23 protein-coding genes and 1 CRISPR repeat array (1 of these 24 running past the window's edge) are annotated in these 23,082 nt (G+C 38.0%); of the genes, 11 read left to right on the forward strand and 12 right to left on the reverse strand.

Features of this window, described 5'->3' with window-relative positions:
• The first annotated feature begins 201 nt into the window (after positions 1-201).
• The gene (locus tag H6G68_RS02285) at positions 202-2,676 is read left to right on the forward strand and encodes an ATP-dependent Clp protease ATP-binding subunit (RefSeq protein WP_127056297.1); all 2,475 of its coding nucleotides are present in this window, start codon (positions 202-204) and stop codon (positions 2,674-2,676) included.
• Between the two features lie 182 nt (positions 2,677-2,858).
• On the opposite strand, the gene H6G68_RS02290 is transcribed toward H6G68_RS02285, so the two are convergent.
• The gene (locus H6G68_RS02290; RefSeq protein ID WP_190905165.1) at positions 2,859-3,419 is read right to left on the reverse strand and encodes a hypothetical protein; all 561 of its coding nucleotides are present in this window, start codon (positions 3,417-3,419) and stop codon (positions 2,859-2,861) included.
• A 334-nt stretch (positions 3,420-3,753) separates the two neighbouring features.
• Between H6G68_RS02290 and H6G68_RS02295 the strand changes: the two genes are divergently transcribed.
• The 3 genes from H6G68_RS02295 to H6G68_RS27020 are packed head-to-tail and all read left to right on the forward strand — an operon-like array spanning position 3,754 to position 4,827.
• Positions 3,754-4,209, forward strand: coding sequence for a DUF1308 domain-containing protein (locus H6G68_RS02295; protein ID WP_190905166.1), 456 nt, complete (start codon positions 3,754-3,756; stop codon positions 4,207-4,209).
• Between the two features lie 2 nt (positions 4,210-4,211).
• The gene (locus H6G68_RS02300) at positions 4,212-4,505 is read left to right on the forward strand and encodes a DUF3349 domain-containing protein (RefSeq protein WP_190905167.1); all 294 of its coding nucleotides are present in this window, start codon (positions 4,212-4,214) and stop codon (positions 4,503-4,505) included.
• A gap of 4 nt (positions 4,506-4,509) precedes the next feature.
• Positions 4,510-4,827: a hypothetical protein gene (locus H6G68_RS27020; RefSeq protein ID WP_190905168.1), complete on the forward strand. Its 318-nt coding sequence runs from the start codon at positions 4,510-4,512 to the stop codon at positions 4,825-4,827.
• On the opposite strand, the gene H6G68_RS02310 is transcribed toward H6G68_RS27020, so the two are convergent.
• Positions 4,818-5,234, reverse strand: a complete 417-nt coding sequence (locus tag H6G68_RS02310) for a type II toxin-antitoxin system VapC family toxin (RefSeq protein WP_190905169.1) — start codon at positions 5,232-5,234, stop codon at positions 4,818-4,820. The two genes, H6G68_RS27020 and H6G68_RS02310, sit on opposite strands and share 10 nt — an antisense overlap.
• Positions 5,231-5,452, reverse strand: coding sequence for a hypothetical protein (locus H6G68_RS02315; protein ID WP_190905170.1), 222 nt, complete (start codon positions 5,450-5,452; stop codon positions 5,231-5,233). Before H6G68_RS02315 ends, H6G68_RS02310 begins: the two co-directional genes overlap by 4 nt.
• A 189-nt stretch (positions 5,453-5,641) precedes the next feature.
• Between H6G68_RS02315 and H6G68_RS02320 the strand changes: the two genes are divergently transcribed.
• On the forward strand, positions 5,642-5,914 hold the full coding sequence (locus tag H6G68_RS02320; protein WP_190905171.1) for a hypothetical protein: 273 nt from the start codon (positions 5,642-5,644) through the stop codon (positions 5,912-5,914).
• A 144-nt stretch (positions 5,915-6,058) separates the two neighbouring features.
• Here H6G68_RS02320 and H6G68_RS02325 read toward each other — a convergent pair whose 3' ends face one another.
• The 4 genes from H6G68_RS02325 to H6G68_RS02340 form a co-directional block, all read right to left on the reverse strand.
• Positions 6,059-6,814, reverse strand: a complete 756-nt coding sequence (locus H6G68_RS02325) for a TspO/MBR family protein (protein WP_190905172.1) — start codon at positions 6,812-6,814, stop codon at positions 6,059-6,061.
• 209 nt (positions 6,815-7,023) lie between these two features.
• The gene (locus tag H6G68_RS02330; RefSeq protein ID WP_190905173.1) at positions 7,024-7,875 is read right to left on the reverse strand and encodes an alpha/beta fold hydrolase; all 852 of its coding nucleotides are present in this window, start codon (positions 7,873-7,875) and stop codon (positions 7,024-7,026) included.
• A gap of 184 nt (positions 7,876-8,059) precedes the next feature.
• Positions 8,060-8,425: a four helix bundle protein gene (locus H6G68_RS02335; protein ID WP_190905174.1), complete on the reverse strand. Its 366-nt coding sequence runs from the start codon at positions 8,423-8,425 to the stop codon at positions 8,060-8,062.
• Between the two features lie 197 nt (positions 8,426-8,622).
• Positions 8,623-9,486 (reverse strand): isocitrate lyase/PEP mutase family protein, encoded by an 864-nt coding sequence (locus H6G68_RS02340; protein WP_190905175.1) that lies wholly within the window; start codon positions 9,484-9,486, stop codon positions 8,623-8,625.
• 462 nt (positions 9,487-9,948) lie between these two features.
• Here H6G68_RS02340 and H6G68_RS02345 point away from each other — a divergent pair, with 462 nt between their 5' ends.
• The 3 genes from H6G68_RS02345 to H6G68_RS02355 all read left to right on the forward strand — a co-directional run bounded on the left by H6G68_RS02345 (position 9,949) and on the right by H6G68_RS02355 (position 13,074).
• Positions 9,949-10,989 (forward strand): nitrilase-related carbon-nitrogen hydrolase, encoded by a 1,041-nt coding sequence (locus tag H6G68_RS02345; protein ID WP_190905176.1) that lies wholly within the window; start codon positions 9,949-9,951, stop codon positions 10,987-10,989.
• Between the two features lie 24 nt (positions 10,990-11,013).
• Positions 11,014-12,435: an aldehyde dehydrogenase family protein gene (locus H6G68_RS02350; RefSeq protein ID WP_190905177.1), complete on the forward strand. Its 1,422-nt coding sequence runs from the start codon at positions 11,014-11,016 to the stop codon at positions 12,433-12,435.
• A 183-nt stretch (positions 12,436-12,618) separates the two neighbouring features.
• Entirely contained in the window at positions 12,619-13,074 is a 456-nt protein-coding gene (locus H6G68_RS02355) for a DUF3598 family protein (RefSeq protein ID WP_190905178.1), read from the forward strand.
• 121 nt (positions 13,075-13,195) lie between these two features.
• On the opposite strand, the gene H6G68_RS02360 is transcribed toward H6G68_RS02355, so the two are convergent.
• Complete coding sequence (locus H6G68_RS02360; RefSeq protein WP_190905179.1) at positions 13,196-13,987, reverse strand: PFE-CTERM domain-containing protein; 792 nt, start codon at positions 13,985-13,987, stop codon at positions 13,196-13,198.
• Positions 13,988-14,757: 770 nt separating this feature from the next.
• Here H6G68_RS02360 and hisS point away from each other — a divergent pair.
• The 3 genes from hisS to H6G68_RS02375 all read left to right on the forward strand — a co-directional run bounded on the left by hisS (position 14,758) and on the right by H6G68_RS02375 (position 17,879).
• Positions 14,758-16,146, forward strand: a complete 1,389-nt coding sequence (gene hisS / locus H6G68_RS02365; RefSeq protein WP_190905180.1) for a histidine--tRNA ligase — start codon at positions 14,758-14,760, stop codon at positions 16,144-16,146.
• Between the two features lie 208 nt (positions 16,147-16,354).
• Entirely contained in the window at positions 16,355-16,753 is a 399-nt protein-coding gene (locus tag H6G68_RS02370) for a nuclear transport factor 2 family protein (RefSeq protein WP_190905181.1), read from the forward strand.
• 259 nt (positions 16,754-17,012) lie between these two features.
• A complete protein-coding gene (locus H6G68_RS02375; protein ID WP_190905182.1) occupies positions 17,013-17,879 on the forward strand; it encodes a GUN4 domain-containing protein in 867 nt (288 codons plus the stop codon).
• A 123-nt stretch (positions 17,880-18,002) separates the two neighbouring features.
• Here the strand turns inward: H6G68_RS02375 and H6G68_RS02380 are convergent, their stop codons facing one another.
• The 4 genes from H6G68_RS02380 to H6G68_RS02395 all read right to left on the reverse strand — a co-directional run bounded on the left by H6G68_RS02380 (position 18,003) and on the right by H6G68_RS02395 (position 19,798).
• The gene (locus H6G68_RS02380; RefSeq protein ID WP_190905183.1) at positions 18,003-18,467 is read right to left on the reverse strand and encodes a hypothetical protein; all 465 of its coding nucleotides are present in this window, start codon (positions 18,465-18,467) and stop codon (positions 18,003-18,005) included.
• A gap of 482 nt (positions 18,468-18,949) precedes the next feature.
• Complete coding sequence (locus tag H6G68_RS02385) at positions 18,950-19,264, reverse strand: hypothetical protein (protein ID WP_190905184.1); 315 nt, start codon at positions 19,262-19,264, stop codon at positions 18,950-18,952.
• A gap of 47 nt (positions 19,265-19,311) precedes the next feature.
• Positions 19,312-19,449, reverse strand: a complete 138-nt coding sequence (locus H6G68_RS02390) for a hypothetical protein (protein ID WP_190905185.1) — start codon at positions 19,447-19,449, stop codon at positions 19,312-19,314.
• A gap of 154 nt (positions 19,450-19,603) precedes the next feature.
• Positions 19,604-19,798 carry a hypothetical protein gene (locus H6G68_RS02395; protein ID WP_190905186.1) on the reverse strand — a complete coding sequence of 65 codons (195 nt, stop codon included), beginning with the start codon at positions 19,796-19,798 and terminating at the stop codon, positions 19,604-19,606.
• Between the two features lie 103 nt (positions 19,799-19,901).
• Positions 19,902-23,082: direct repeats of the CRISPR family, unit length 37 nt; unit sequence GTTTCAATCCCTAATAGGGAGTAATGAAAATTGCAAT; it runs 367 nt beyond the window's last position.

Consider the following 23,082-nt stretch of genomic DNA (forward strand, 5'->3'; position numbering starts at 1 on the left):
TTTGTCATTAGTCCCAAAAAGCCTGATAAATTCAACCTCCTCAGTACACTAGCTACACAAAAAGTAATAAAAAGTTAGCAATTAACTCATCACCATGTCTGATGGCGATTGGATGTTCAAAATTTGTATACAAACATCCAAACTTTTAGCCTGTGCTAAAATCAGCATACCGGCACGACCGCAGGTGATGGGAAAAATGCCATGTTTGAACGCTTCACAGAAAAAGCCATTAAGGTAATCATGCTGGCCCAAGAAGAGGCCCGCCGTTTAGGTCACAACTTTGTTGGAACTGAGCAGATCCTCTTGGGTCTGATTGGTGAAGGCACAGGAGTAGCCGCCAAGGTGCTGAAATCGATGGGCGTTAATCTCAAAGATGCCCGAATTGAAGTTGAAAAAATTATAGGTCGAGGATCTGGCTTTGTAGCCGTGGAAATTCCGTTTACGCCACGGGCAAAGCGAGTTCTAGAACTATCCTTGGAAGAAGCACGCCAACTGGGGCATAACTACATAGGCACCGAGCATCTGCTGTTGGGCCTCATCCGCGAAGGGGAAGGTGTAGCAGCCAGGGTGCTAGAAAACCTCGGTGTAGATTTATCTAAGGTGAGAACTCAGGTAATCCGAATGCTGGGAGAAACTGCCGAAGTTTCACCAGGAGGCGGTCCATCTGGTCGCACAAAAACCCCGACTTTGGATGAATTTGGTTCCAATCTGACCCAAATGGCCACGGACAATAAACTTGATCCTGTGGTGGGACGCGCTAAAGAAATTGAGCGTGTGATTCAAATTTTGGGTCGCCGGACTAAAAATAATCCAGTGCTGATTGGTGAACCAGGAGTTGGTAAGACAGCGATCGCTGAAGGTTTAGCGAGCCGCATTGCTAACAAAGATGTCCCTGACATCCTGGAAGATAAGCGTGTTGTCACTCTCGATATTGGCTTGCTGGTAGCAGGAACCAAGTACCGGGGTGAATTTGAAGAACGTCTAAAAAAAATCATGGATGAAATCCGCTCGGCGGGTAATGTCATCCTGGTAATTGACGAGGTTCACACTTTAATTGGTGCAGGTGCAGCTGAAGGCGCGATTGATGCGGCGAATATCCTCAAACCAGCTTTGGCTAGAGGTGAATTGCAGTGTATCGGCGCGACAACTTTAGATGAATACCGCAAGCACATTGAACGGGATGCAGCGTTGGAAAGACGTTTCCAGCCTGTGATGGTGGGTGAGCCTTCCGTTGATGAAACAATTGAAATTTTATATGGTTTGCGCGAACGCTACGAGCAACACCACAAACTGAAAATCTCCGATGAAGCTTTGGTAGCAGCGGCGAAATTGTCTGATAGATATATCAGCGATCGCTATTTGCCAGATAAAGCCATCGATTTGGTTGATGAAGCGGGTTCTCGTGTGCGTTTAATGAACTCCCAACTGCCACCCGCAGCCAAAGAGTTAGACAAGGAATTGCGGCAAATCTTAAAAGAAAAAGATGATGCAGTGCGTTCTCAGGATTTTGACCGAGCCGGGGAATTGCGCGATCGGGAAATGGAAATTAAAGCGGAAATTCGCGCGATCGCTCAAAGCAAAACCAATGCTACTGGTGGTGACGGTTTAGAACCAGTTGTCACCGAAGAAGACATTGCTCACATTGTCGCTTCCTGGACAGGTGTACCGGTGAACAAACTCACCGAGTCTGAGTCCGAGAAGTTGCTGCACATGGAAGATACCTTGCATCAACGTCTCATCGGTCAAGATGACGCTGTCAAGGCTGTTTCCCGCGCTATTCGTCGCGCTCGTGTTGGTTTGAAAAATCCAAATCGACCGATTGCGAGTTTTGTCTTCTCCGGGCCTACTGGGGTTGGTAAAACTGAATTGGCGAAATCCTTGGCTTCTTACTTCTTCGGTTCTGAAGAAGCAATGATTCGCTTGGATATGTCCGAATACATGGAGCGTCACACAGTCAGTAAATTGATTGGTTCACCTCCTGGTTATGTCGGTTACAACGAAGGTGGTCAGTTAACAGAAGCTGTCCGTCGTCGTCCTTACACCGTGGTGCTGTTTGACGAAATCGAAAAAGCACACCCCGATGTGTTCAATATGCTCTTGCAAATTTTGGAAGATGGTCGGTTAACTGACGCGAAAGGACGCACGGTGGACTTTAAGAACACCTTGCTAATTTTGACTTCCAACATTGGTTCTAAGGTCATTGAAAAAGGTGGTAGCGGTATCGGCTTTGAATTCTCTGAAGATGCGACTGAGACACAATACAACAGAATTCGCTCTTTGGTGAATGAGGAACTGAAGCAATACTTCCGTCCTGAGTTCCTGAACCGGTTAGATGAAATTATCGTCTTCCGTCAGTTGAATAAGGCTGAAGTTACCCAAATCGCCGAAATCATGCTCAAGGAAGTGTTTGGTCGGTTGACGGATAAGGGCATTGTCTTGGAAGTCACAGACCGCTTCAAGGATCGCTTGATAACTGAGGGTTACAGTCCCAGTTACGGTGCAAGGCCATTACGTCGGGCAATTATGCGCTTGTTGGAAGATAGTTTGGCGGAAGAAATTCTGTCTGGACGCATCAAAGACGGCGATACTGCTCTTGTTGATGTTGATGAAAATGGCATTGTTCAAGTTAGTTCTCAACAAACACGGGAGTTGTTACCCCAGGGTGTTGAGTTGTAGTTTGGATTATTTAATTGTTAATTAAGCGGTGGAGAATTTCGGTTCTCTGCCGTTTTTTTTGTTTTTTTCTCACGCAGAGGCGCAGAGTCGCAGAGAGGAGAAGGAGGTTTTAGATGATTGAAACGAACAGTTCGTTTAGAAACTTCCAGGCGCGGAGAGGGGAAGGAGGTTTTTGTAGGGGACTAGTCATCTTCAACTAACCTCGGATCAGGTACTCCGTAAAGTCGTTCGGCTAGATCTATATCACGTTCATAATTTGGTTCATACCCGTAATACTCAAGCTTTGTTAGTGGTCTTTCACTAGAATCATAACTGTAATCATAACTACCGTCTTCAATGTCAAGGCTAAAATCACTTTCAGGCTTAATACGGTCTAATAATTTGTCATTGAGTTCAGGAAATTCTAGAGCAAATTTTTCGATAGACGGAATCCATAAAGACATACCTGAAAAAACGAAATGAGAGCATCTTACATAAGGACTACCTTTCTCCAAAAGGTCTGAAATTAATTCCTGCAATTTTTCATCTTCTGTTAGTAAAACAAATTCTTTATTTTCGTGTTCACGGAGAAAATTGAGGTAGTCTAAAAAATACAGTCCTCTTTTGTATAAAATTTCATTTGCTCTATAGTAGAGATTTTCAGACACCAAAGCATATTTAATACGCCGTCTGCTATTAGGACGATTCAGTTTGATTAAAACTGTTTCATTTTCTTTGACATCAATTTTGTAAACTTTGTACATGGTTATCTCAACTAATCATATATGTATGACCTTCTTAGCATAACATCATGTTTACACTGATTACTAAGAATCAATAGAGACAAATGGTAACAATAACAACATAAAAGATGCTTATTATTAACTTTTAAAATCTCACAATCACCTTCATTTTCAACTCTCCTACTTTGGGGGAGATTTTTTTTTATACAGATGAAGCGAGAATCCAGAGAATACTTTTTGACATTCCAAGTAGTAATATCCCTACCTCATAGTACGGTATATAGCACCTTGCTTAACTTCTAATAACTTCTAAAAAGCATCAAGTTAGTTATAGACACTTACAGTAGAAGATTTAATGAACTCCCAAATCAACCTTTCTGGTCAAATTAATATTGAGGCTAAACAAGTGCTTAATCTAGATACTGGAACTGCTATAGCTCTTATAGCCGAAAATTCCCCTCATCGCTATGAATTGCGACAATACGTAAACGGAAAAGAAATGGTAATGACTCAAACTGCTTTTTCTGAGTTCATCCCCATAGTTAAAACTATTGCTAGACTATCAGAACAAACTAGAGCTAATCGCCTTTTGCAAAGAGTAACTATCATCCCCGACAACCCATCATCCAGAGCTTTAAACCTAAAACCAACACGAAAATTAGGAATCAACGATATTATTATATTAGGTACAGGTGATCAACTAGGTATTGTGACTACTACAGCAGATGAAAAAGCGGTGAGAGCCGCTTCTGCTCAAGGTGTGGATTTTCAGGTATATATTCATCCACCTTTTCCTTTAACTGGTAATTAATCATGCAAATCACTATTTCACCACATCTACAAAGTACATATAAATTAATTCAAAATGCTTTCCCCACGGGAATAGAATCACAATTTTATTTACCGCTTTTATCATTACTTAGTGAGGAAATGTCAGATAGGAATTTAGCTGAAGTTGTAGCTTACTATAGCGGTAAAGATTATAGTGTTGTTCTTAATGATGTATATCGGATACAGTCAATTGATATACCCGCACCAGAAGCCATTGCTCATTTAAAAGAAAGATTACTTGTTTGTGGTTATGAACAGTGGCTTGAAGAAGAATAAAATTATGATTTTTAGTGATGTTGTTGCAGCTATTAAAGGTTTTTCAACTGAGGAAAAGTTACAAATTCAATTGTTATTGCAGCAATACTTGAGAGAAGAACACCGTGAGGAAATTTATCAAAATTTACAAGCAACGAAGCAAGAAGAAGAAAATGGTGAACTCCCTTTTTCTGCAAATATTGATGAGTTGAAACAGCAAAATATCAGCCGTCATGAATTGATGAAATTACCAATAGAGGAACGACAAAAAATTTTAGCTGCTCAATCTGAAGTCATGTTAGAGCATTATAATGTGGAGGTAATGCGTCGCTTTTACTCTTGAGAAATATTATTTAACTCCCCAGGTAAAATCACTGGAATTTCTGAACCTAAAAATCCAGACACATCACGAGTTACAATCACATCTACCATTGATTTCATAGCACAAGCATACTGCACAGCATCCTCAAAATCTTGAAAATTTAAAGCTACTGCTGTTTCTAAAATATTTCTATCAACTGTGCAAATATGTAAATCTGTGAGAATTTGAGAAATTGCATCTTGGGCAACTTTTACACCTGCGGCTTTACGAATAATATAATAAATATTAGTAATTGTAGTAGCAGCAATAAACCCTATAATCTCACCAGCATCAATTTTAGCAAATAACCTAACAGCATCTTCTACAAAAGGTTCTCGTTCCAGCAAAAAATCTAGGACGATATTCGTATCAATAAAAATTCGCTTCATTGGTATTTTTCAGTTAGATAAGTCGCATAATCTCCATTAATATTCTCATCACTAGAGATGTTTGCACCTTTAGCAATACCACGCAGTCGAGATAAATTACCCTTCTTTGATGCTGATATAGTTTCTTGTTGTATTGATTCTAATACAGTTTGTACCAATTGCCAGCGTTCACTCATTGGTAATTGTAATACTTGTTTTTGCAATTCTTGTAATGTCATGAGAAGATATCAAAAATTATTCATTTTAATTATATATCAATTTAGCTGATGGTGAAGTGGTGCGTTAGCATAGCTTACCGTATCCCTTACGGGAGCCGAAAGCATAGGTATCGCTCTTAGTTAATGGTGGGAGAAGTGCAATTACTTGATCAAGTATAATAAACTAATCACGAAAAAGGATGAAACAAAATGCAAGCCATTCTCCTCAGCAGCGAAGAAGTTGCCAAACGTGCCAAAGAATTATATGACAATGGCATTCGTCAGCAAGTAGAAACAGAAGAAAACATCGGCAAAATGATCATTATTGATATAGAAACAGGTGAATATGCAATTGATAAAATAGGGATAGAATCAGCGCATTATTTACGGAATAAAAACAGATTTGCTCGACTCTTTGGGATTCGTATTGGTTATAAATTCGCTGTTTCCTTCTGTGGTGATATGGAGCGTGATATTAAGTGATTTCTGGTTTTATTAAAAAAGGAAATTCCGTAGTTAACGTCATATTTTGTCTGCCAAATCGAAGTGGTAGAGAATTAATTTTTCCCTACCATTTTTCCTGTATGTTGAATGCGATCTTTGCTTTCCTGTTAACGTGAATTTTGACTATTTCTCCACAGCAACTAATTTCAAAGGATACAAAGGCTCAGATCCATTTAATTGCCAAATTCTCAACACCAGTACAGCAGCTACAGTTAACCACACACAGGAAAAAGATAAAATCATTCCCGCTAAAGGAACAGTTTGCCAATAAATTGCCGTCACTACGATAGCTGATAACCAAGGGCCTAAAATCACTACAGGAACAGCCGCACCTAATCTCCTTTCTACAGTAAAAATTGTATTCCAAGTATCACCTAAAGCCAGATGTACTACAAACAGAATTAAAGGCAGAACTAAAAATTGATGATTCATTTGCTGCCAAACTAATACAGAAGAAATTACTCGCAAAACTGCAATTATCATCCAAACTATGGGAAATGCTAAAGGTGGAGGAGACCATCTTGGTCTAATTACTTGGTCATAGGTTGTTCGAGAACGGGTATTATCTAAAAGCGAAAAAATTCGGGAACGGATACTTAATAAAGCAAAAAATAATCCAGTCAATAAAGTGCTAACCCAATTGGGAAAAGAAGAATTATTATCAATCAACATTACTAATTTTTCCATTCCCTGCAACACAAGAATCATCACCCCTATTTGGAGGATAGTTCCTAGTTTATAAACTAAAACTGCCTTGATATCTAGTTCTTGTGTAGTGGATACTGATGTATTTAGAGACTGTTGTTGATTCCCAGGTTTTACCCCCATCACTGTATTGACAAACTGTTCAAGTATTCCTACATTATTGGATTGATTCATAATTAACAGATTGCGAGTAGTTTGTAATTAGTAATAATAATTTATTATATGATATTGTGATGTTAAAGATAGACGTTAGATAATTTTATTTAATTTATTAAATAATAATTTTCATATAATGAAAAACTTGAACTTCTAATCAGTCGGTAGTTTTGCTTAAATCGTTTTCAATCTATCAAGAGACGTTCCGTAAAACGTCTCTAAACTAGCTAATTAGACTCCGAACGACGTACAAATGGTAACAGGTCTTGCAAAATCACTTCATGATAATGTTCTTGAGGATAATGTCCCACATTATTCAGTTTGATTATTTCAGCATCTGGGACAGATTTCACAAAAGTTTCAGCAATATCCACCGACAACCAAGGGTCAATCATTCCCCATTGTACTAAAATGGGTTGTTGCCATTCTTTAAACCCAGATTCTATTTCAATCATCGCTTGTTCAAGCTGCAAATTACGAATTGTTGACAGCAAACCACGACCCGATGAAGAACTTTTCAAATACGGTTTGCGATAAACATCTAAATCTTTATCTTCAATACGATAACGACTACCACCTTCTAAAGTTCTATCAACTAATAAAGGGTCTTGAGTCATCATTTCTCCTGCTAAAGGTAAACCCATTTGTTTGATTTTCCAAGGTAATTTAGCAGAAGTGGAAATGGGCGTATTTAAAATAGCTATGTTGGCAATTTTTTCGGGATGACGCAAGGCATATTGTAAGCCTACAGAACCTAAAAATCCTTGTACAACTAAGGAAAAACGTTCTAATTCTACAGCCTTCACAAATCCTTCTAAAGCTGTAATAAATGCGTCGGGAGTATAAGCAAAATCCCGTTTTTCAGGTTTAGCAGAAAATCCGTAACCAATCCAATCTGGTGCGATCGCTCTTGTTCCTTGTGCCGCCAAAGCTGGTAAAATGTTTCTCCAGCTATAACTTTGGGAAACTATACCGTGTAAACACAATACTGGTAATAAGTCACTTCTACCAATTGGTTCTGCTTCTCGATAAAACCATTCAAGGGAATCTACTGTAATCCGATGTTCTGTAATTGACACTTGATTTTCCTCTTTGGGAATGCAACAGGCTGATAAAAAAGGCGTAAGTATAACAATACCTTCAGCAAAATACTCTCACTCTAAAAGAGTATAATTCTTATAACAAAGCTTGTGGAGACAAGCTGTAAGAATTCAGGAGTCAGGAGTCAGGAGTCAGGAGGTAGAAAGAATAAGAATTAAGGAATTAGGAGTTAGAATTATTGAGAATAGCTTTTGCATAACTATCTAATAATCTACTAACTTCTTGCAGTTTCAACATTAATTCTGATGTATTACCGTATCCTAAATCTTGTGTGAGAATAAGATAGTATCTACATTCTTCTAGAGAAGCTTGTGCAATATTCATAAATCTTACTTTATCAAAATCTCCTTTTTTCTTAAATCCTTCCGCAATATTTGCCGGAATGGAAACTGATGCGCGTCTAAACTGAGAAGTCAGTCCATATATTTCTGATTTGGGAAAATCCGCAGTTAATTGATATACTCCTAACACAAATTGATGTGCTTTCTGCCAAACTATTAAATCTTCAAATGTTCTTGCAGGTTGCATTTATTCTGACTCCTGACTCCTGACTCCTGACTCCTGACTCCTGACTCCTGACTCCTGACTCCTGACTCCTGACTCCTGACTCCTGACTCCTGACTCCTGACTCCTGACTCCTGACTCCTGACTCCTGACTCCTGACTCCTGACTCCTGACTACTTACGAAGAGTTAACCATTGTTTTCCCAATTACCTATTATCAACTCATTCTTGATACTGCTTTTCAATTTGCAGATATTTGGGAACATCCATGAGTTCTTGAAAATCTCTAAAATTCATCAAACCAGGAAAATTACCTGTGTTTTCCTGTTCTTTCAGGTGACGGAAACAATTACTCATGACTTCAGTTACAGCCATGAGTGCAGTTAGGGGGAAAAAGACAATTTTAAAACCTAATTTTTGTAATTCATCTACGGAAATTTCTGGTGTTTTCCCACCTTCTACAATATTAGCTACCAACGGCACATCAGGAAAAGCTGCGGCTATGGTTTGCAATTCTCCCACAGATTGGGGTGCTTCCACAAACAAGACATCTGCACCGGCATTGATGTATGATTGTCCACGAGCGATCGCTTCCTCTAAGCCCAAAGGTGCGCGTGCATCTGTTCTCGCAATAATCACCAACCCACTATCACCCCTTGCTTCCACCGCAGCACGAATTTTTCCCGCGTGTTCTGTCATGGGAATTACGCGCTTACCCTCAAAATGACCACACTTTTTTGGCCATTCTTGATCTTCCAAAATTACCCCAGCTAACCCCAACTGTATCGCATCCTTAACAGTTCGCATCACATTTAAAGCGTTACCATAGCCCGTATCACAATCAGCAATTAAAGGTATATTAATTGATTGTGTTATCCGTCCTACACTGTAGAACATTTCCGTAGCAGTGAGAAAACCATAGTCAGGTAAACCCAAGGTAGAAGCAGCAATACCAAAACCGCTGGTAGCAGCAACTTCAAAACCCGTTTTTTCTACCAACTTCGCACTCAAACAGTCATAAACACCGGGAATAACGATAATTTCAGGGCGTGTAAGTAATTGCCGCAGTTGTTGGCAATAAGACATACAAGCAATAATAAATGTATTATTTTGAGAATACCGTAAATAGTGTATTGACGTTTTAGAAAAGTTGTCTATATTTAAAATATTAATTAGCAATTGGGAATAAACACAGAAATATAAACAATGTTATTCAAAAATATCCAGCGGTGTTATTGACTCTATTCCCGGAATTGCTCGGTTTTTTTGAAAATTACACTATTTTATCATCTCCAAAATATTTCTATTTATATCGGGCAATATCAGCAGTTTAATTGCGAATAAATTTGTGAAAATTGTGAAAATTAATATTCCCATATAGCAATTCGGTTTAATTCTTGATAGTTGGCTTGGCGTAGCCATACTTATTCATACAGCAGGGAACTTAACTTTTAACTCTTAACTCTTAACAGGGAAGAAGAAAAGTAGAAGGTACTAAGTTTTTTAAGCGCAGACTACGCTAACAAAAATCCAATAGGAGTTTTATATATGACAATTAACATAAATTCTCTTGAATCATTCCGCGCTTTAGCACTACAAGTTACCTGTTATGGAGTCAATCAATCAAGCCAGACTCAAGTTCGTTCTTTAATTAAAAAAACTATTAATAGCTTAGAAGAAAAAATCGCTGAGAGTATCGCCCTGATTGGCTGCGACTGTCGTTTAATTGTCCTACCAGAACATTTCCTTACCGGATTTCCAATGGGAGAATCTATCTCAGTGTGGGCAAAAAAAGCCTGTTTAGAAATGGCTGGGGCTGAGTATGAAGCACTTGGTAAAATTGCTCAAAAGCATAAAATATTTTTAGCTGGTAACGCTTATGAACTAGACCCAAACTTTCCCAAATTATATTTTCAAACCTGCTTTGTTATTGACCCATCTGGTGCAATTATCTTACGCTATCGCCGATTACATTCCATGTTTGTTCCCACACCCCATGATGTTTGGGATAAATATCTTGATTGCTACGGATTAGAGGGAGTTTTCCCCGTTGCCAAAACCGAAATTGGCAATTTAGCGGCTTTAGCATCAGAAGAAATTTTATATCCAGAAGTTGCTAGGTGTCTGGCAATCAGAGGGGCAGAAATTTTTCTGCACTCCACATCAGAAGTATATAGCAAAAACCTGACATCCAAAAATGCAGCAAAAATCTCACGCGCTATAGAAAATATGGCATATATGATTTCTGCAAATACTGCTGGTATTAGTAATAGTCCCATTCCTCCCGCTTCTGGAGATGGTGGGTCTAAAATCATTGATTATCGTGGTCGAGTTTTAGCAGAAACAGCCACAGGTGAAAGCATGGCAGCCTTTGCTGAAATTAATTTAGCAGCATTACGACGCGATCGCAAACAACCAGGAATAAATAATTTACTCTCACGTCAGCGCTTTGAACTTTATGCCGAAACTTACCAGCAATCACACTTTTACCCCCCTAATACTATGCTTGAAGGAGAAGTAGACCGCAAACACTTTATCCAAACACAACAATCAACTATTGAACGTCTAGCTAAATTAGAGATAATTTGACAAATGACCAATGACTAATCACCAATGACAAAACCAATAGAAGTCCGCAACCCCCGCACCGGTAAATTTGATTACGTCATTATCCCACCACCACCCAAGCTACTATCCCAGCAGTGTCACCGTCTTCGCAGAGGACAAATTCATTGGCACGAATTGGGGATTGATGGCAGAATTGAAGCCTTACAACAGTGGAAACAAGCCATATTATCTGAGCGCAAACAGCTAACAGACGCATTGGTAAATGATACGGGTAGATTATCAACATCAGAATTAGAAATTAACTCTTTTATTTCTAGTATTGATAGATGGTGTAATTTAGCTCCCCAGTTATTACAAGAAACTGCCAAAAATACATCCATTTCATTTATAGCCTTACAACAAACTGCCGTTCCTTATCCCTTAGTAGGTGTAATTAGTCCTTGGAACTTTCCCCTTTTGTTATCTACAATTGATACAATTCCCGCTTTACTAGCAGGTTGTGCTGTCATAGTCAAACCCAGCGAAATTACACCTCGTTTTGTAGCGCCCTTAATAACTGCACTTAATACTGTTCCTCAATTACGCGATGTGTTAAACTTTGTCGAAGGAGCAGGACAAATAGGAGCAGCTTTAATTGAAGAGGTAGATTTAATCTGTTTTACAGGCAGCGTTGAAACCGGTCGTGTAGTTGCAGAAGCCGCAGCTAGAAACTTTATTCCTGCTTTCTTAGAATTAGGAGGAAAAGACCCAGCTATAGTTTTAGAATCAGCTAATTTAGATTTAGCAACTTCAGCAATTGTATGGAGTTCTGTTGTTAACACCGGACAGTCCTGTTCATCAATAGAAAGGATTTATGTCGCTGAATCTATCTTTGAACAATTTTATCATCAATTAGTAGCTAAAGCTTCTCGCTTACAACTAGCATATCCAAAATTAGAAAATGGTGAAATTGGTCCCATTATTTCCGAAAACCAAGCCGCAATTATTAACGAACATCTACAAGATGCAATATCAAAAGGTGCAGTAATTCACTGCGGTGGTAAAGTTGAGGAATTAGGTGGTGGTTGGTGGTGTCGTCCCACAGTTATGACTGAGGTTAACCATTCCATGAAAATCATGACTGAAGAAACATTTAGTCCAATTATGCCAGTCATGTCTTTTTCTACAGTAGAAGAAGCAATAGATTTGGCAAATGATTCTATTTATGGATTGAGTGCATCTGTATTTTCTGAATCAGAAGAATTAGCATTAGCAGTTGCTAGACAAATAGATGTCGGTGCTATTAGTATTAATGATGCAGGTTTAACAGCTATGATGCACGAAGGAGAGAAAAACGCCTTTAAATTTTCAGGTTTAGGAGATTCACGCATGGGTGCAGCAGGATTAAAACGCTTCATGCGAAAAAAATCCTTTTTGATTAAAACCAACACCAGTAAAGACCCTTGGTGGTTTAATGATATAGAGTAAGGAAGGTGACAGGTAACAGGTGACAGATGTATAAGAGAGATTAAACACTATTCGACTAATTACCAATGGGAAATTGTCTGAATCAGGATTTCCAGGATTTAAGGATGAACAGGATTTAAAATAAGAACTTAATTACCCATGACTAATGACTAATGACTAATGACTAATGACTAATTACCAATTATGTCTAATATTCGTTTAGAAATGCCTGTTTTAGCTCGTCATGAAGGTGAATGGCTAGGAACTTATACCCTAGTTGATACAACAGGAAAAATACTTGACAGTCATCAATCTCATTTAAGTTGTCAGTTTCCTGAAAATAGCGAGTATTCTTACTATCAAATCAATCGTTATACCTGGGAAAATGGTAAAAAAGAAGAACATCAATTTCCAGGAAAATATCAAGATAAAAAACTTTGGTTTGATACCGAACGTATTCAAGGTAAAGCCTGGGAAGTTGATGATTCTACCGTTATTTTCTGGTTCGGTTATAAACAATTTCCAGCAGATATGTATTTATATGAAATGATTCAAATTAGTCCAGATAATAACTATCGCGGCCGTACTTGGCACTGGTTTAAAAATGACCAAATCTACCAACGCACTTTCATTCAAGAAGAAAGAGTGAAGTCAGTATAAATTTTCCCAGCCTTATTGACTAGGGCTTCTACTGAATAAAATCAAAAAGTTTGCTAAAAAAAAAGACGGAATTATGATGTTTCCGTCCTAGGGTTTGTTTTTAATTTAAACTGATGAAAAGTTATGGAAGTTTTACAGACTTTAAATGGCGATTTCGTTTCCAGCGAGACATTCCATAGAAGACTCCACCAAAAATAGGAATGCTAAGACCAGGGGAAAATTCAAAGGGAACAGGAGTTATGTTACCATAATATTCTACTGTCAATGTCCCACTGGTGTTGTATGTATTAGTAGCGGTAATATTTGAATTTGAGCTAGACACTAACTGTAAGTCAGGTGATACGTTGAAGCTAACAGTACCTGCACCCAAAAATGAACTTATGTCTGAAAAAGTAGTATAAAACTGAGTGTAGGTTGAAGTATCGCTAATTATTGCTGGGAATATAAATGTCCGTTCTGAATTAAGACCAGATAAAGTTCCTATATATGCACCATTTACCGTTGTACCAGTTTGGGTCGGAAATGGAGTTAGAGAATCTAATGGATCTGGTGAAGCAGGAGCATTCGATCCAGGTTCTATATTGTATCCGTTTAAGTTCTGCCTTACGTTGTAAAGCCTATTATTGCCGCCACCAGTATTTTTGACATTAATACTACCGTTCAACGTAGTATTATTGAGGATAATACGCACCTCTGTTACTTGTTGTGTTGCTAAAGGAGTATACTGGTTGAGATTTACTGTGTTGTTAGAAGAACCTGTTACATTGCTATAGTTAGTGAAGTTTGAGGAAAAGAAAGTCAGTGCTTGGGCTGATTGTGCTGACAGAGTGATACCGGCAGCAGTCATAACTCCAGATAGAGTTATTGCTGTAGTAGCAAACTTTTGAAAAGCGGATTTAATCTTGTACTTCATTCGTTGTTATCCTCTTTGATTTGAGATAGAACTTTATTTCTTATGTAAAGAAAACAATCACTTGATATAACTAACCAGATTTCTGTGTGAAAATTTTCCTTCTTAAGCACGTTTTCTTTAAAAACTTTCTTTCAGGTAATCCTGACAAAAGGAATTTTTTAATAAATTCAACATGAACAGGTTTAGTTACTTTTTAGTATAGCTTTACTGGTTGATGCCAGTGTTATTAAGTAAGTATCAATTATTTCGGCCTCTTTTGTCAAGATTCTACATCCAAATTTCACATACTCTGAAGATGGCATTGTATAATAAGCCACTAATGGTGTCGGATGGCTGTTTACCCTTCTTGTTGACGATGATTTAGTTGGGTGTCGCAATCATGACTCAGGACATACGAGCGCTTCGTTGCCTGGCTTACCACCTGCTAACTGTGCTAATTCTTCCCGACGGCTGCTTAGAATTATCCAAACTAGTCACTCTCACAACTGTCCGCTGTTCATCTGCTGAGATTTTTTTAGTTCTGTGTCAAAATTAGAGTTTAAGTAACCTGGTTATATCAAGTTAGACCTTGTTTATTTGCTACTAAACAATTAAGTATAACTGCCATTGTAGAAAAATGGTTGAAACAAACAATAAATTTACTGAAACTTTATAAATGGGTCATATCTCTGCGGCTTTCAGTTCTCACAGTAAATCTTGCCTGTAATTCCCAAAGTTGTTTAATGTAGGATTGCAATATATCCAAAATTGCAACTTGACAAGGTATAGGCATGACCAAAAGCGACAAAATAAACTTTTCTACTCCTAGCGGTTTTCCCGAATTTCTGCCCAGTGAAAAGCGTTTAGAAGTATATTTACTAGATATAATCCGGCGTGTATTTGAAAGTTATGGTTTTACACCTATTGAAACCCCAGCAGTAGAACGGTTGGAAGTGCTGCAAGCTAAGGGAAATCAAGGTGATAACATAATATATGGAATTGAGCCTATTTTACCACCAAATCGCCAAGCCGAAAAAGATAAATCTGGCGAAACTGGTTCGGAAGCAAGAGCTTTAAAATTTGATCAAACTGTTCCCTTTGCGGCTTATATTGCGCGTCACTTAAATGAATTAACTTTTCCTTTTGCTCGTTATCAAATGGATATGGTTTTTCGCGGAGAACGGGCAAAAGATGGGCGTTTTCGGCAATTCCGTCAATGTGATATTGATGTGGTGGCTCGTGGTAAACTCAGCTTGTTATATGATGCCCAAATGCCTGCAATTATCACCGAAATATTTGAAGCGATTAATATCGGTGATTTTGTCATTCGCATCAATAACAGAAAAATTCTGACTGGGTTTTTTCAGTCAGTAGGAGTTGCGGAAAATCAAATTAAAGCCTGTATTGGCATTATTGATAATTTAGAAAAAATTGGGGAAGCTAAAGTTAAGCAAGAATTAGAAAAAGCAGGTATTTCCCCAGAACAAACAGAAAGAATTATCGAGTTTGTTAAAATTGATGGTATGGTTGATGATGTTTTAGATAAACTCAAACATCTCACTGAGAATTTACCAGAAGCAGAGGAATTTAATCTAGGAGTTAGTGAATTAGAAACGGTAATTAATGGAGTTAGAAATTTAGGAGTTGCCGAAAAACGTTTCTGTATTGATTTATCTATTGCTCGTGGTTTAAATTATTATACTGGCACAGTTTACGAAACTAGTCTTATAGGACATGAAGCTTTAGGTAGTATTTGTTCAGGTGGCAGATATGAGGAATTAGTGGGGATGTTTTTAGGGGAAAAAATGCCCGGAGTGGGTATTTCTATCGGCTTAACTCGGTTAATTAGTCGGTTGTTAAAAGCGGGGATTCTTAATACCTTATCTGCCACACCTACCCAAGTTGTGGTAGTGAATATGCAAGAAGATTTAATGCCTGTTTATTTAAAGGTATCACAACAATTGCGTCAAGCCGGAATTAATGTGGTGACTAACTTTGAAAAACGTCCTTTGGGTAAACAATTTCAAGCCGCAGATAAACAAGGAATTCAATTTTGTGTAATTATTGGTGCTGATGAAGCCGCAGCGGAAAAATCATCATTGAAGGATTTGAAAAGTGGTGAACAAGTAGAAGTGGCTTTAGTAGATTTAGCCGCAGAAGTTAAACGTAGACTTGTTTAAGTTAAATTAGAGATAGATGTGGGGTGAGACACCTGCTGGGGTTAACACTGCACCCGAATATGACAGTATGGGCGATATAATGGCTGTGATTGATTCCTTTGGCTAGGTGTCAATTCATTAGAGCGATCGCACATCTATAACGGAACAGCGATCGCTTCTTTTATTTAATCAAAATTTATCTTGCTAAAAATCAGCTTAGGGACAGCAGATGACAACAGAAGCAGAAAACACTTTAAAAGTTGCTAAACAAGCATTTGCACATTTTACCCACGGACTAGCAACTGGTGAATGGCAAGCATTTTTAGATATGACTACAGATGATTTTACCTTTTGGTTTCCAATGGGAAAATTTCACGGTTTAAATCAAGGTAAAGAAAAAGCAAAAGAATTTTTTGAATATGTTTCCGAAGCCTTTAAACCTGGATTAAAGCTGGCTTCTATAGACAGTATTACTAGTAACGAAAAAACAGTTATCTTTGAATTTCGGGATGAAGGGAACTTATTTGGACAACCTTACAAAAATCGGGTTGCAGTTGCCTTTGATGTGCGAGATAATAAAATTTGTAGCTATCGAGAATACTTTGGTAGTGATGGAAAATCTTATTAATAAATAATTCGGTAGTGGTAAATATGTAGTGATAATAAATTGAGGCGTTACAACAAGCTGCCCATATCCATATCTTCCTAAATATCAAAATGTAAAATACTCACAGCTTTAGGTGTAGACTCAGTTGGTCAAAATCTCATTTTTAGGGTAAAAGTTGTCAAATTTTTTTGAAACTCTCACTGGGTAGCGTTCTCAGCCGTTATGTGGCGGCTCAATTAAGATGTAACTAAATCATACAAAGCACTTTTTTACTGAGAGTATGGTACGTCAAGATCGCGATCGCTTTCAGCCTAAAGCAGAAACTGTCAGCGCCATTCTTTTGTCTGGACTTGAGAAAATTCAACGGTGTCTGCTATCCGTGGCTATGGGATGGGGTAAAGTGGGGATTCGCTTGGTGATTTGCGCCCTCAACGATCCCAACCCCAATATTGAGCAAACTGCCGTAGACTTGTTACGCCATCGTAGCGAACCAGAGGTTCAACGAGCAATCTGGAACTATCTCAATTTACCTCAACCTTCAACATTACTGGACTACAAAACATTGCAACGCTGTTTGGCAGTGGCACAGTGGCAGTCCGCTGATGAGATAACCTGCGCGATCATCTTAGCAATGGCTGAACGCCAGGGTTCTTGGTTAAGAGAGGTAGATATCCCCAAATTGGTGGTTGCGGATTTAGGAATTGTGGATCAGTTGTGGCGGTTTTATAGTAGCGATCGCTTTGGATTCACGGTGCAAGCTCAAATCTGGCAAACCTGTGAGCAAGAAGAATGCTCCAAGATAGACTATAGCACCTCTGATATTACTTACTGTTTCGGTAAGCGCGTTGGCTGGAAAGTACAATATTATACAGAGCGTGACTATTCAGATAAATACGATTTTGAACGCAACGCCAAAATACCCTACGATCTCACTGCACCTGTCGGCAATCTGCCCAGTACATTTGCCTTGGGTGGAGGGGAAAACCATCTAGAGTTTGAACACGGCGATACAGAATCGACGATGGGATTTTATGCGCCATCCTATTCTTACTACACTTGGAGTAAGGATTCCTTGTTTGGACAAGATTTTCTCCGTCAGTTTTTTCCCATAATTGAGATGTTGCGCGATCGCAGGAATCAAAATTAGTCAATATTGTGGGCGAATGTCAGGCGAGAAATAAGCCTGCACTCCTCAGCTAAAGCGATCGCATACCACTACTATCAATAATTAGCAGACATTAATTGAATATCCCCTCAAGCACTTTTAAAATTAATTTTTCCCATTCTCTAAACCATTAATTTCTCGACACTTTACTTCAGCAGCTTGATAAGCTATCAAATATTCGTGATCACCTAACATGACATCACCATAATATTCATAAGGTGCTTTACCATAAATTGGCAAAGGATCATCTTCTGGATAATCTTCCTTTGATTCGTCGATTATTGCTTTTAGCTTTTTGACAGTTAGACTTTGCGCGGGAAAATACCAAAGGTCTTTATGGTTTTTTTGCAAATAAGGAAAGGTGGGATCAATAATCACATCTTCTAATTCAATCCAACCATGTTCAACAGGTTTGTATGGCTGACCACTAAATACCAAAAAACCTTGAACATATCTTGATCCCTCAGTTGCTAAAGCTGCTTTATAAGCATTTTCAAAAGGCTTTTTAGCTTTACTTTTGATGCTTTGTGCAACTTGGTGAGATAAGGCTTCATCTAATAATTTATTCATGGGTGAGATTTTCCTCTATCAAATGCTTGTAATTATTTCCATAATCTCTTAATTTCTGCACCTAGCAAAGAAATTTGTAAGAATTCAGGAGTCAGGAGTCAGGAGTCAGAATGCTTATGAAATGAAGAATAGAGAGAGGTGAGATTTTATCAAAATCATCAAAGTTTACTAAAAAAGCCTTTATTCTTCTGAACCGCAGGTCTGCGTAGCATCTTCTGTATTCTCTATCCTGAATACTTACATAAATTTTATCATTTTATCACGAAGAGATGTAAATAGGGTCAATGCTAGGAAATTAGATTAAATGAACTGCGTTCGCGTTCGCGTAGCGTGTCCGCAGGACTCAGCCTCTCGTAGAGAAGCGTTCCGTAAGCAAAGATAGATGCAATGGTAATAGATACAAACTATGGTTTTAATCCCTAATAGGGAGTAAGAGAAATTGCAATTAGCTACAAGTTATGAAGAATTTTTCAGGCACAAAATTACTCCGTTGGATCATCTCTGCCAATTCCCAATTTTCGTAATCGAAATTTGACGTTTTCCGGTTGGATTCCGCAATAGTAAAATTGTTTGCCACGCAGATTAGCAAGATAGTAACCAGATTTGCCCTCACCTGCTCGGAACAACTCAATAATTATTTGCTGCTTAGTGATTCCATATAAAAGCTCAAAATCATTAAAGTCAACAGCAAAAGGCAGTTTTGAGTAGAAAAGCTTGCCAACTTTTATAAACCACTTTCCTTCCCGGCACTCAAAAACTCGGTAGTAATCTGGGGTAAAAACTGTAGTGTCTGACATAATATAAGAAAGTCCCTAGTTCAGCTAAGGACACAAACTAAATCAAATTAACTAGACTGCTCTGATTCGTCATCGGAACGGAGTTCGGGAGGAAGTTCTTCCAGAAAAGCAAGTTCTTCCCCTTGAATATCCGACTCTATCCATCCGACGGTTTCTTCTTGGGCTTCATCTTCAGCTAAATACACTGATTCGTAAACCCGGATATCATCGGAATTGGATTTTTGATTTCCATTTCCATTTCCGTTTTTATCGGATTGAGTTATTTTGATTTCACCTCCCGATGAGGATGTAGTTTTTTGCTCCTCATACTTATAATTATGGCTTAAACATTGTAAACCGTCAAGCAGTTTTAGAGAATAATTGCTGCCAAGCTTCCCGCTTAATAATCACGTACTCACCTTGAGCGATCGCATCCAAAAATTCTCCAGTAGCCCCTCCATTACCATATATAAAACCATTTTTAACGGCTTCTTGTTGCCACCAAAGCCTAGTTCCTAGCTCAACCCTTACATTAATTGTTTCTTTGCTGCTCATGACTACCCTTCTTAAGTGCTTGACGCTTCCAGAATAGCATTAAGATTATTTACGCGCCAGTCTCCTAGACTGACTTTTTCGCGCAAATGCCACAAAGCAGCCTGTTTCAATCCCTAATAGGGAGTAATGAAAATTGCAATTTGTCCCCCCCTAAGCAGGGGATTTTTCATAAAACGTTTCAATCCCTAATAGGGAGTAATGAAAATTGCAATCAAATTACGCTGCACAAACCAGAGTCACTATAGATGTTTCAATCCCTAATAGGGAGTAATGAAAATTGCAATTTTGTGTTAAACTAGCAATTCTCGTGAAATGGTTTTGTTTCAATCCCTAATAGGGAGTAATGAAAATTGCAATTTTATCTGTTTCGCAGAATGTATTCTGGATATCTGCTGTTTGGTTTCAATCCCTAATAGGGAGTAATGAAAATTGCAATTCCAAATCTTTTCCTATCGCCCATTCTTCCCATGCAGTTTCAATCCCTAATAGGGAGTAATGAAAATTGCAATACAGCTTGACCTTAATTCCTTGGTGAAAGTAGAGAAGCCGTTTCAATCCCTAATAGGGAGTAATGAAAATTGCAATGTGAGCTTGTATCTCACTGGCTACCATATCCTCCTGGTTTCAATCCCTAATAGGGAGTAATGAAAATTGCAATACATGATATCACCAGGTTGAATTTCCAAACAGTTTTTGTTTCAATCCCTAATAGGGAGTAATGAAAATTGCAATCCAGCTTTATAATTAGCCGCCCCCGCTCTAGTTTCAATCGGCTTGGTTTCAATCCCTAATAGGGAGTAATGAAAATTGCAATTCTCTGAGTATCATTGCTATCAGATGCTTGCCAAATACTTTGTTTCAATCCCTAATAGGGAGTAATGAAAATTGCAATAAAAGAAGCAAACACACCACCTGTCCTCTTGAACTTTAGCGTTTCAATCCCTAATAGGGAGTAATGAAAATTGCAATTTCTGGGTTAGTGTAAGGAGAAAGATATTGATTCCCACCGTTTCAATCCCTAATAGGGAGTAATGAAAATTGCAATCAGTAATGGTCAAAGATAAGCCAAAAGTTTATCTAGTTTCAATCCCTAATAGGGAGTAATGAAAATTGCAATATTCAAGCTAAAGGAAGGTGAGAAGGAAGAAGCTATCCTCAGTTTCAATCCCTAATAGGGAGTAATGAAAATTGCAATACCGATACACAGACCAAACATAATACAAAAGATAGAAGTTTCAATCCCTAATAGGGAGTAATGAAAATTGCAATAATCTCAGGATGATTGCATTTTATCAGCCCCATCTTCTTGTTTCAATCCCTAATAGGGAGTAATGAAAATTGCAATAACGTAGTTGATAGCTTTGTGAGGGGGATGTCAATCGTTTCAATCCCTAATAGGGAGTAATGAAAATTGCAATTCAACCACCAATTGAGTGACAGTCTTCATCGCCTGTTTGTTTCAATCCCTAATAGGGAGTAATGAAAATTGCAATTATAATAATCATAAGGGTGGCATCTTAGATTAATTGTTTCAATCCCTAATAGGGAGTAATGAAAATTGCAATTAATGATGTCCGTGAAAGTGCAAACGCAGATAAAAGTTTCAATCCCTAATAGGGAGTAATGAAAATTGCAATATCAGACAATGATTGGAAAAACAAAAAGCTGGCTTTTGTTTCAATCCCTAATAGGGAGTAATGAAAATTGCAATAGTGGAAACTACTGAAGCCATTTGGTTAAATGTATCAGTTTCAATCCCTAATAGGGAGTAATGAAAATTGCAATCGCCAACTCTACTGAAGCTACTAGCACTACAGAAGAGTTTCAATCCCTAATAGGGAGTAATGAAAATTGCAATTTTTTCTTCAGCCAATAATAAGTAATGATCTGCTAAACTTTCGTTTCAATCCCTAATAGGGAGTAATGAAAATTGCAATTTGCAGCGCGGTGATTAGTCAAGGGCTTACTTTAATGTTTCAATCCCTAATAGGGAGTAATGAAAATTGCAATATCAGGTATTATTTGAATCAACTCAGCGGTAAAGGTTTCAATCCCTAATAGGGAGTAATGAAAATTGCAATCTGTAAAGTTTCTGCTGATGATGTAATGCTTATACGTTTCAATCCCTAATAGGGAGTAATGAAAATTGCAATGCAACTATATTTATAAATCAATTTCTTTATCGCATAACTGTTTCAATCCCTAATAGGGAGTAATGAAAATTGCAATATTTAATGCAAATTTAATTAAATCTGATGGATTTATTGAGTTTCAATCCCTAATAGGGAGTAATGAAAATTGCAATCCTGAACTGTATGAGTGTATGATGGGGTTCCCAATCGGTTGGTTTCAATCCCTAATAGGGAGTAATGAAAATTGCAATTATGGACTGCCAGAACTCTACATAGACCGTTAGATGTGTGATGTTTCAATCCCTAATAGGGAGTAATGAAAATTGCAATCATTATCTAGTCCTACTGAATCAGACGGTTATAGAAATTTGTTTCAATCCCTAATAGGGAGTAATGAAAATTGCAATACGGGCTAACCAGTATTCTTGATCTTCGTCGTAGTGTTTCAATCCCTAATAGGGAGTAATGAAAATTGCAATATGATTTGGGCAGGTATTCTTCCTTAAGGTAGAAGAGTTTCAATCCCTAATAGGGAGTAATGAAAATTGCAATTTGTAACGGCTAAAGCTTCCGTTGATTCTGCCATGTTTCAATCCCTAATAGGGAGTAATGAAAATTGCAATGCTACTGGCTTAGTAGGATTCTTGGTGGCTGTCGTGTTTCAATCCCTAATAGGGAGTAATGAAAATTGCAATGCCAATTTTATTAGCTTGCAAAACCTCGCACGGAATCCCGTGTTTCAATCCCTAATAGGGAGTAATGAAAATTGCAATGGGGAATGGCGCTAGAAGGGATTAGATTAATTAGTTTCAATCCCTAATAGGGAGTAATGAAAATTGCAATAGGATAAAGAGCCTGACGATAACAAAACTGTTTCTTAGTTTCAATCCCTAATAGGGAGTAATGAAAATTGCAATTGGACAGCACAAGAATGCCTGGAAGATAGGTTATCATCATGTTTCAATCCCTAATAGGGAGTAATGAAAATTGCAATCCGTAATTTTTTCATAAATCACCTCAGCCCAATCTTTTGTTTCAATCCCTAATAGGGAGTAATGAAAATTGCAATTTTGCAATTGCTTGGTGATGCTTGGGGTATGGGGTGTTTCAATCCCTAATAGGGAGTAATGAAAATTGCAATTTTATAGTAGT

Origin of the sequence: Anabaena catenula FACHB-362 (assembly GCF_014698735.1) — a bacterium.
Classification (GTDB): domain Bacteria; phylum Cyanobacteriota; class Cyanobacteriia; order Cyanobacteriales; family Nostocaceae; genus Anabaena; species Anabaena variabilis_A.

Excerpts from the sequence above, each read along its gene's own strand:
- H6G68_RS02285 (WP_127056297.1), top strand. The coding sequence starts at position 202 with ATGTTTGAACGCTTCACAGAAAAAGCCATTAAGGTAATCATGCTGGCC.
- H6G68_RS02340 (WP_190905175.1), bottom strand. The coding sequence starts at position 9,486 with ATGTCTTATTGCCAACAACTGCGGCAATTACTTACACGCCCTGAAATT.
- H6G68_RS02370 (WP_190905181.1), top strand. The coding sequence starts at position 16,355 with ATGACAACAGAAGCAGAAAACACTTTAAAAGTTGCTAAACAAGCATTT.
- H6G68_RS27020 (WP_190905168.1), top strand. The coding sequence starts at position 4,510 with ATGATTTTTAGTGATGTTGTTGCAGCTATTAAAGGTTTTTCAACTGAG.
- H6G68_RS02295 (WP_190905166.1), top strand. The coding sequence starts at position 3,754 with ATGAACTCCCAAATCAACCTTTCTGGTCAAATTAATATTGAGGCTAAA.
- H6G68_RS02345 (WP_190905176.1), top strand. The coding sequence starts at position 9,949 with ATGACAATTAACATAAATTCTCTTGAATCATTCCGCGCTTTAGCACTA.
- H6G68_RS02395 (WP_190905186.1), bottom strand. The coding sequence starts at position 19,798 with ATGAGCAGCAAAGAAACAATTAATGTAAGGGTTGAGCTAGGAACTAGG.
- H6G68_RS02380 (WP_190905183.1), bottom strand. The coding sequence starts at position 18,467 with ATGAATAAATTATTAGATGAAGCCTTATCTCACCAAGTTGCACAAAGC.
- hisS (WP_190905180.1), top strand. The coding sequence starts at position 14,758 with ATGACCAAAAGCGACAAAATAAACTTTTCTACTCCTAGCGGTTTTCCC.
- H6G68_RS02310 (WP_190905169.1), bottom strand. The coding sequence starts at position 5,234 with ATGAAGCGAATTTTTATTGATACGAATATCGTCCTAGATTTTTTGCTG.
- H6G68_RS02315 (WP_190905170.1), bottom strand. The coding sequence starts at position 5,452 with ATGACATTACAAGAATTGCAAAAACAAGTATTACAATTACCAATGAGT.
- H6G68_RS02290 (WP_190905165.1), bottom strand. The coding sequence starts at position 3,419 with ATGTACAAAGTTTACAAAATTGATGTCAAAGAAAATGAAACAGTTTTA.
- H6G68_RS02385 (WP_190905184.1), bottom strand. The coding sequence starts at position 19,264 with ATGTCAGACACTACAGTTTTTACCCCAGATTACTACCGAGTTTTTGAG.
- H6G68_RS02360 (WP_190905179.1), bottom strand. The coding sequence starts at position 13,987 with ATGAAGTACAAGATTAAATCCGCTTTTCAAAAGTTTGCTACTACAGCA.
- H6G68_RS02320 (WP_190905171.1), top strand. The coding sequence starts at position 5,642 with ATGCAAGCCATTCTCCTCAGCAGCGAAGAAGTTGCCAAACGTGCCAAA.
- H6G68_RS02375 (WP_190905182.1), top strand. The coding sequence starts at position 17,013 with ATGGTACGTCAAGATCGCGATCGCTTTCAGCCTAAAGCAGAAACTGTC.
- H6G68_RS02350 (WP_190905177.1), top strand. The coding sequence starts at position 11,014 with ATGACAAAACCAATAGAAGTCCGCAACCCCCGCACCGGTAAATTTGAT.
- H6G68_RS02300 (WP_190905167.1), top strand. The coding sequence starts at position 4,212 with ATGCAAATCACTATTTCACCACATCTACAAAGTACATATAAATTAATT.
- H6G68_RS02355 (WP_190905178.1), top strand. The coding sequence starts at position 12,619 with ATGTCTAATATTCGTTTAGAAATGCCTGTTTTAGCTCGTCATGAAGGT.
- H6G68_RS02335 (WP_190905174.1), bottom strand. The coding sequence starts at position 8,425 with ATGCAACCTGCAAGAACATTTGAAGATTTAATAGTTTGGCAGAAAGCA.
- H6G68_RS02325 (WP_190905172.1), bottom strand. The coding sequence starts at position 6,814 with ATGAATCAATCCAATAATGTAGGAATACTTGAACAGTTTGTCAATACA.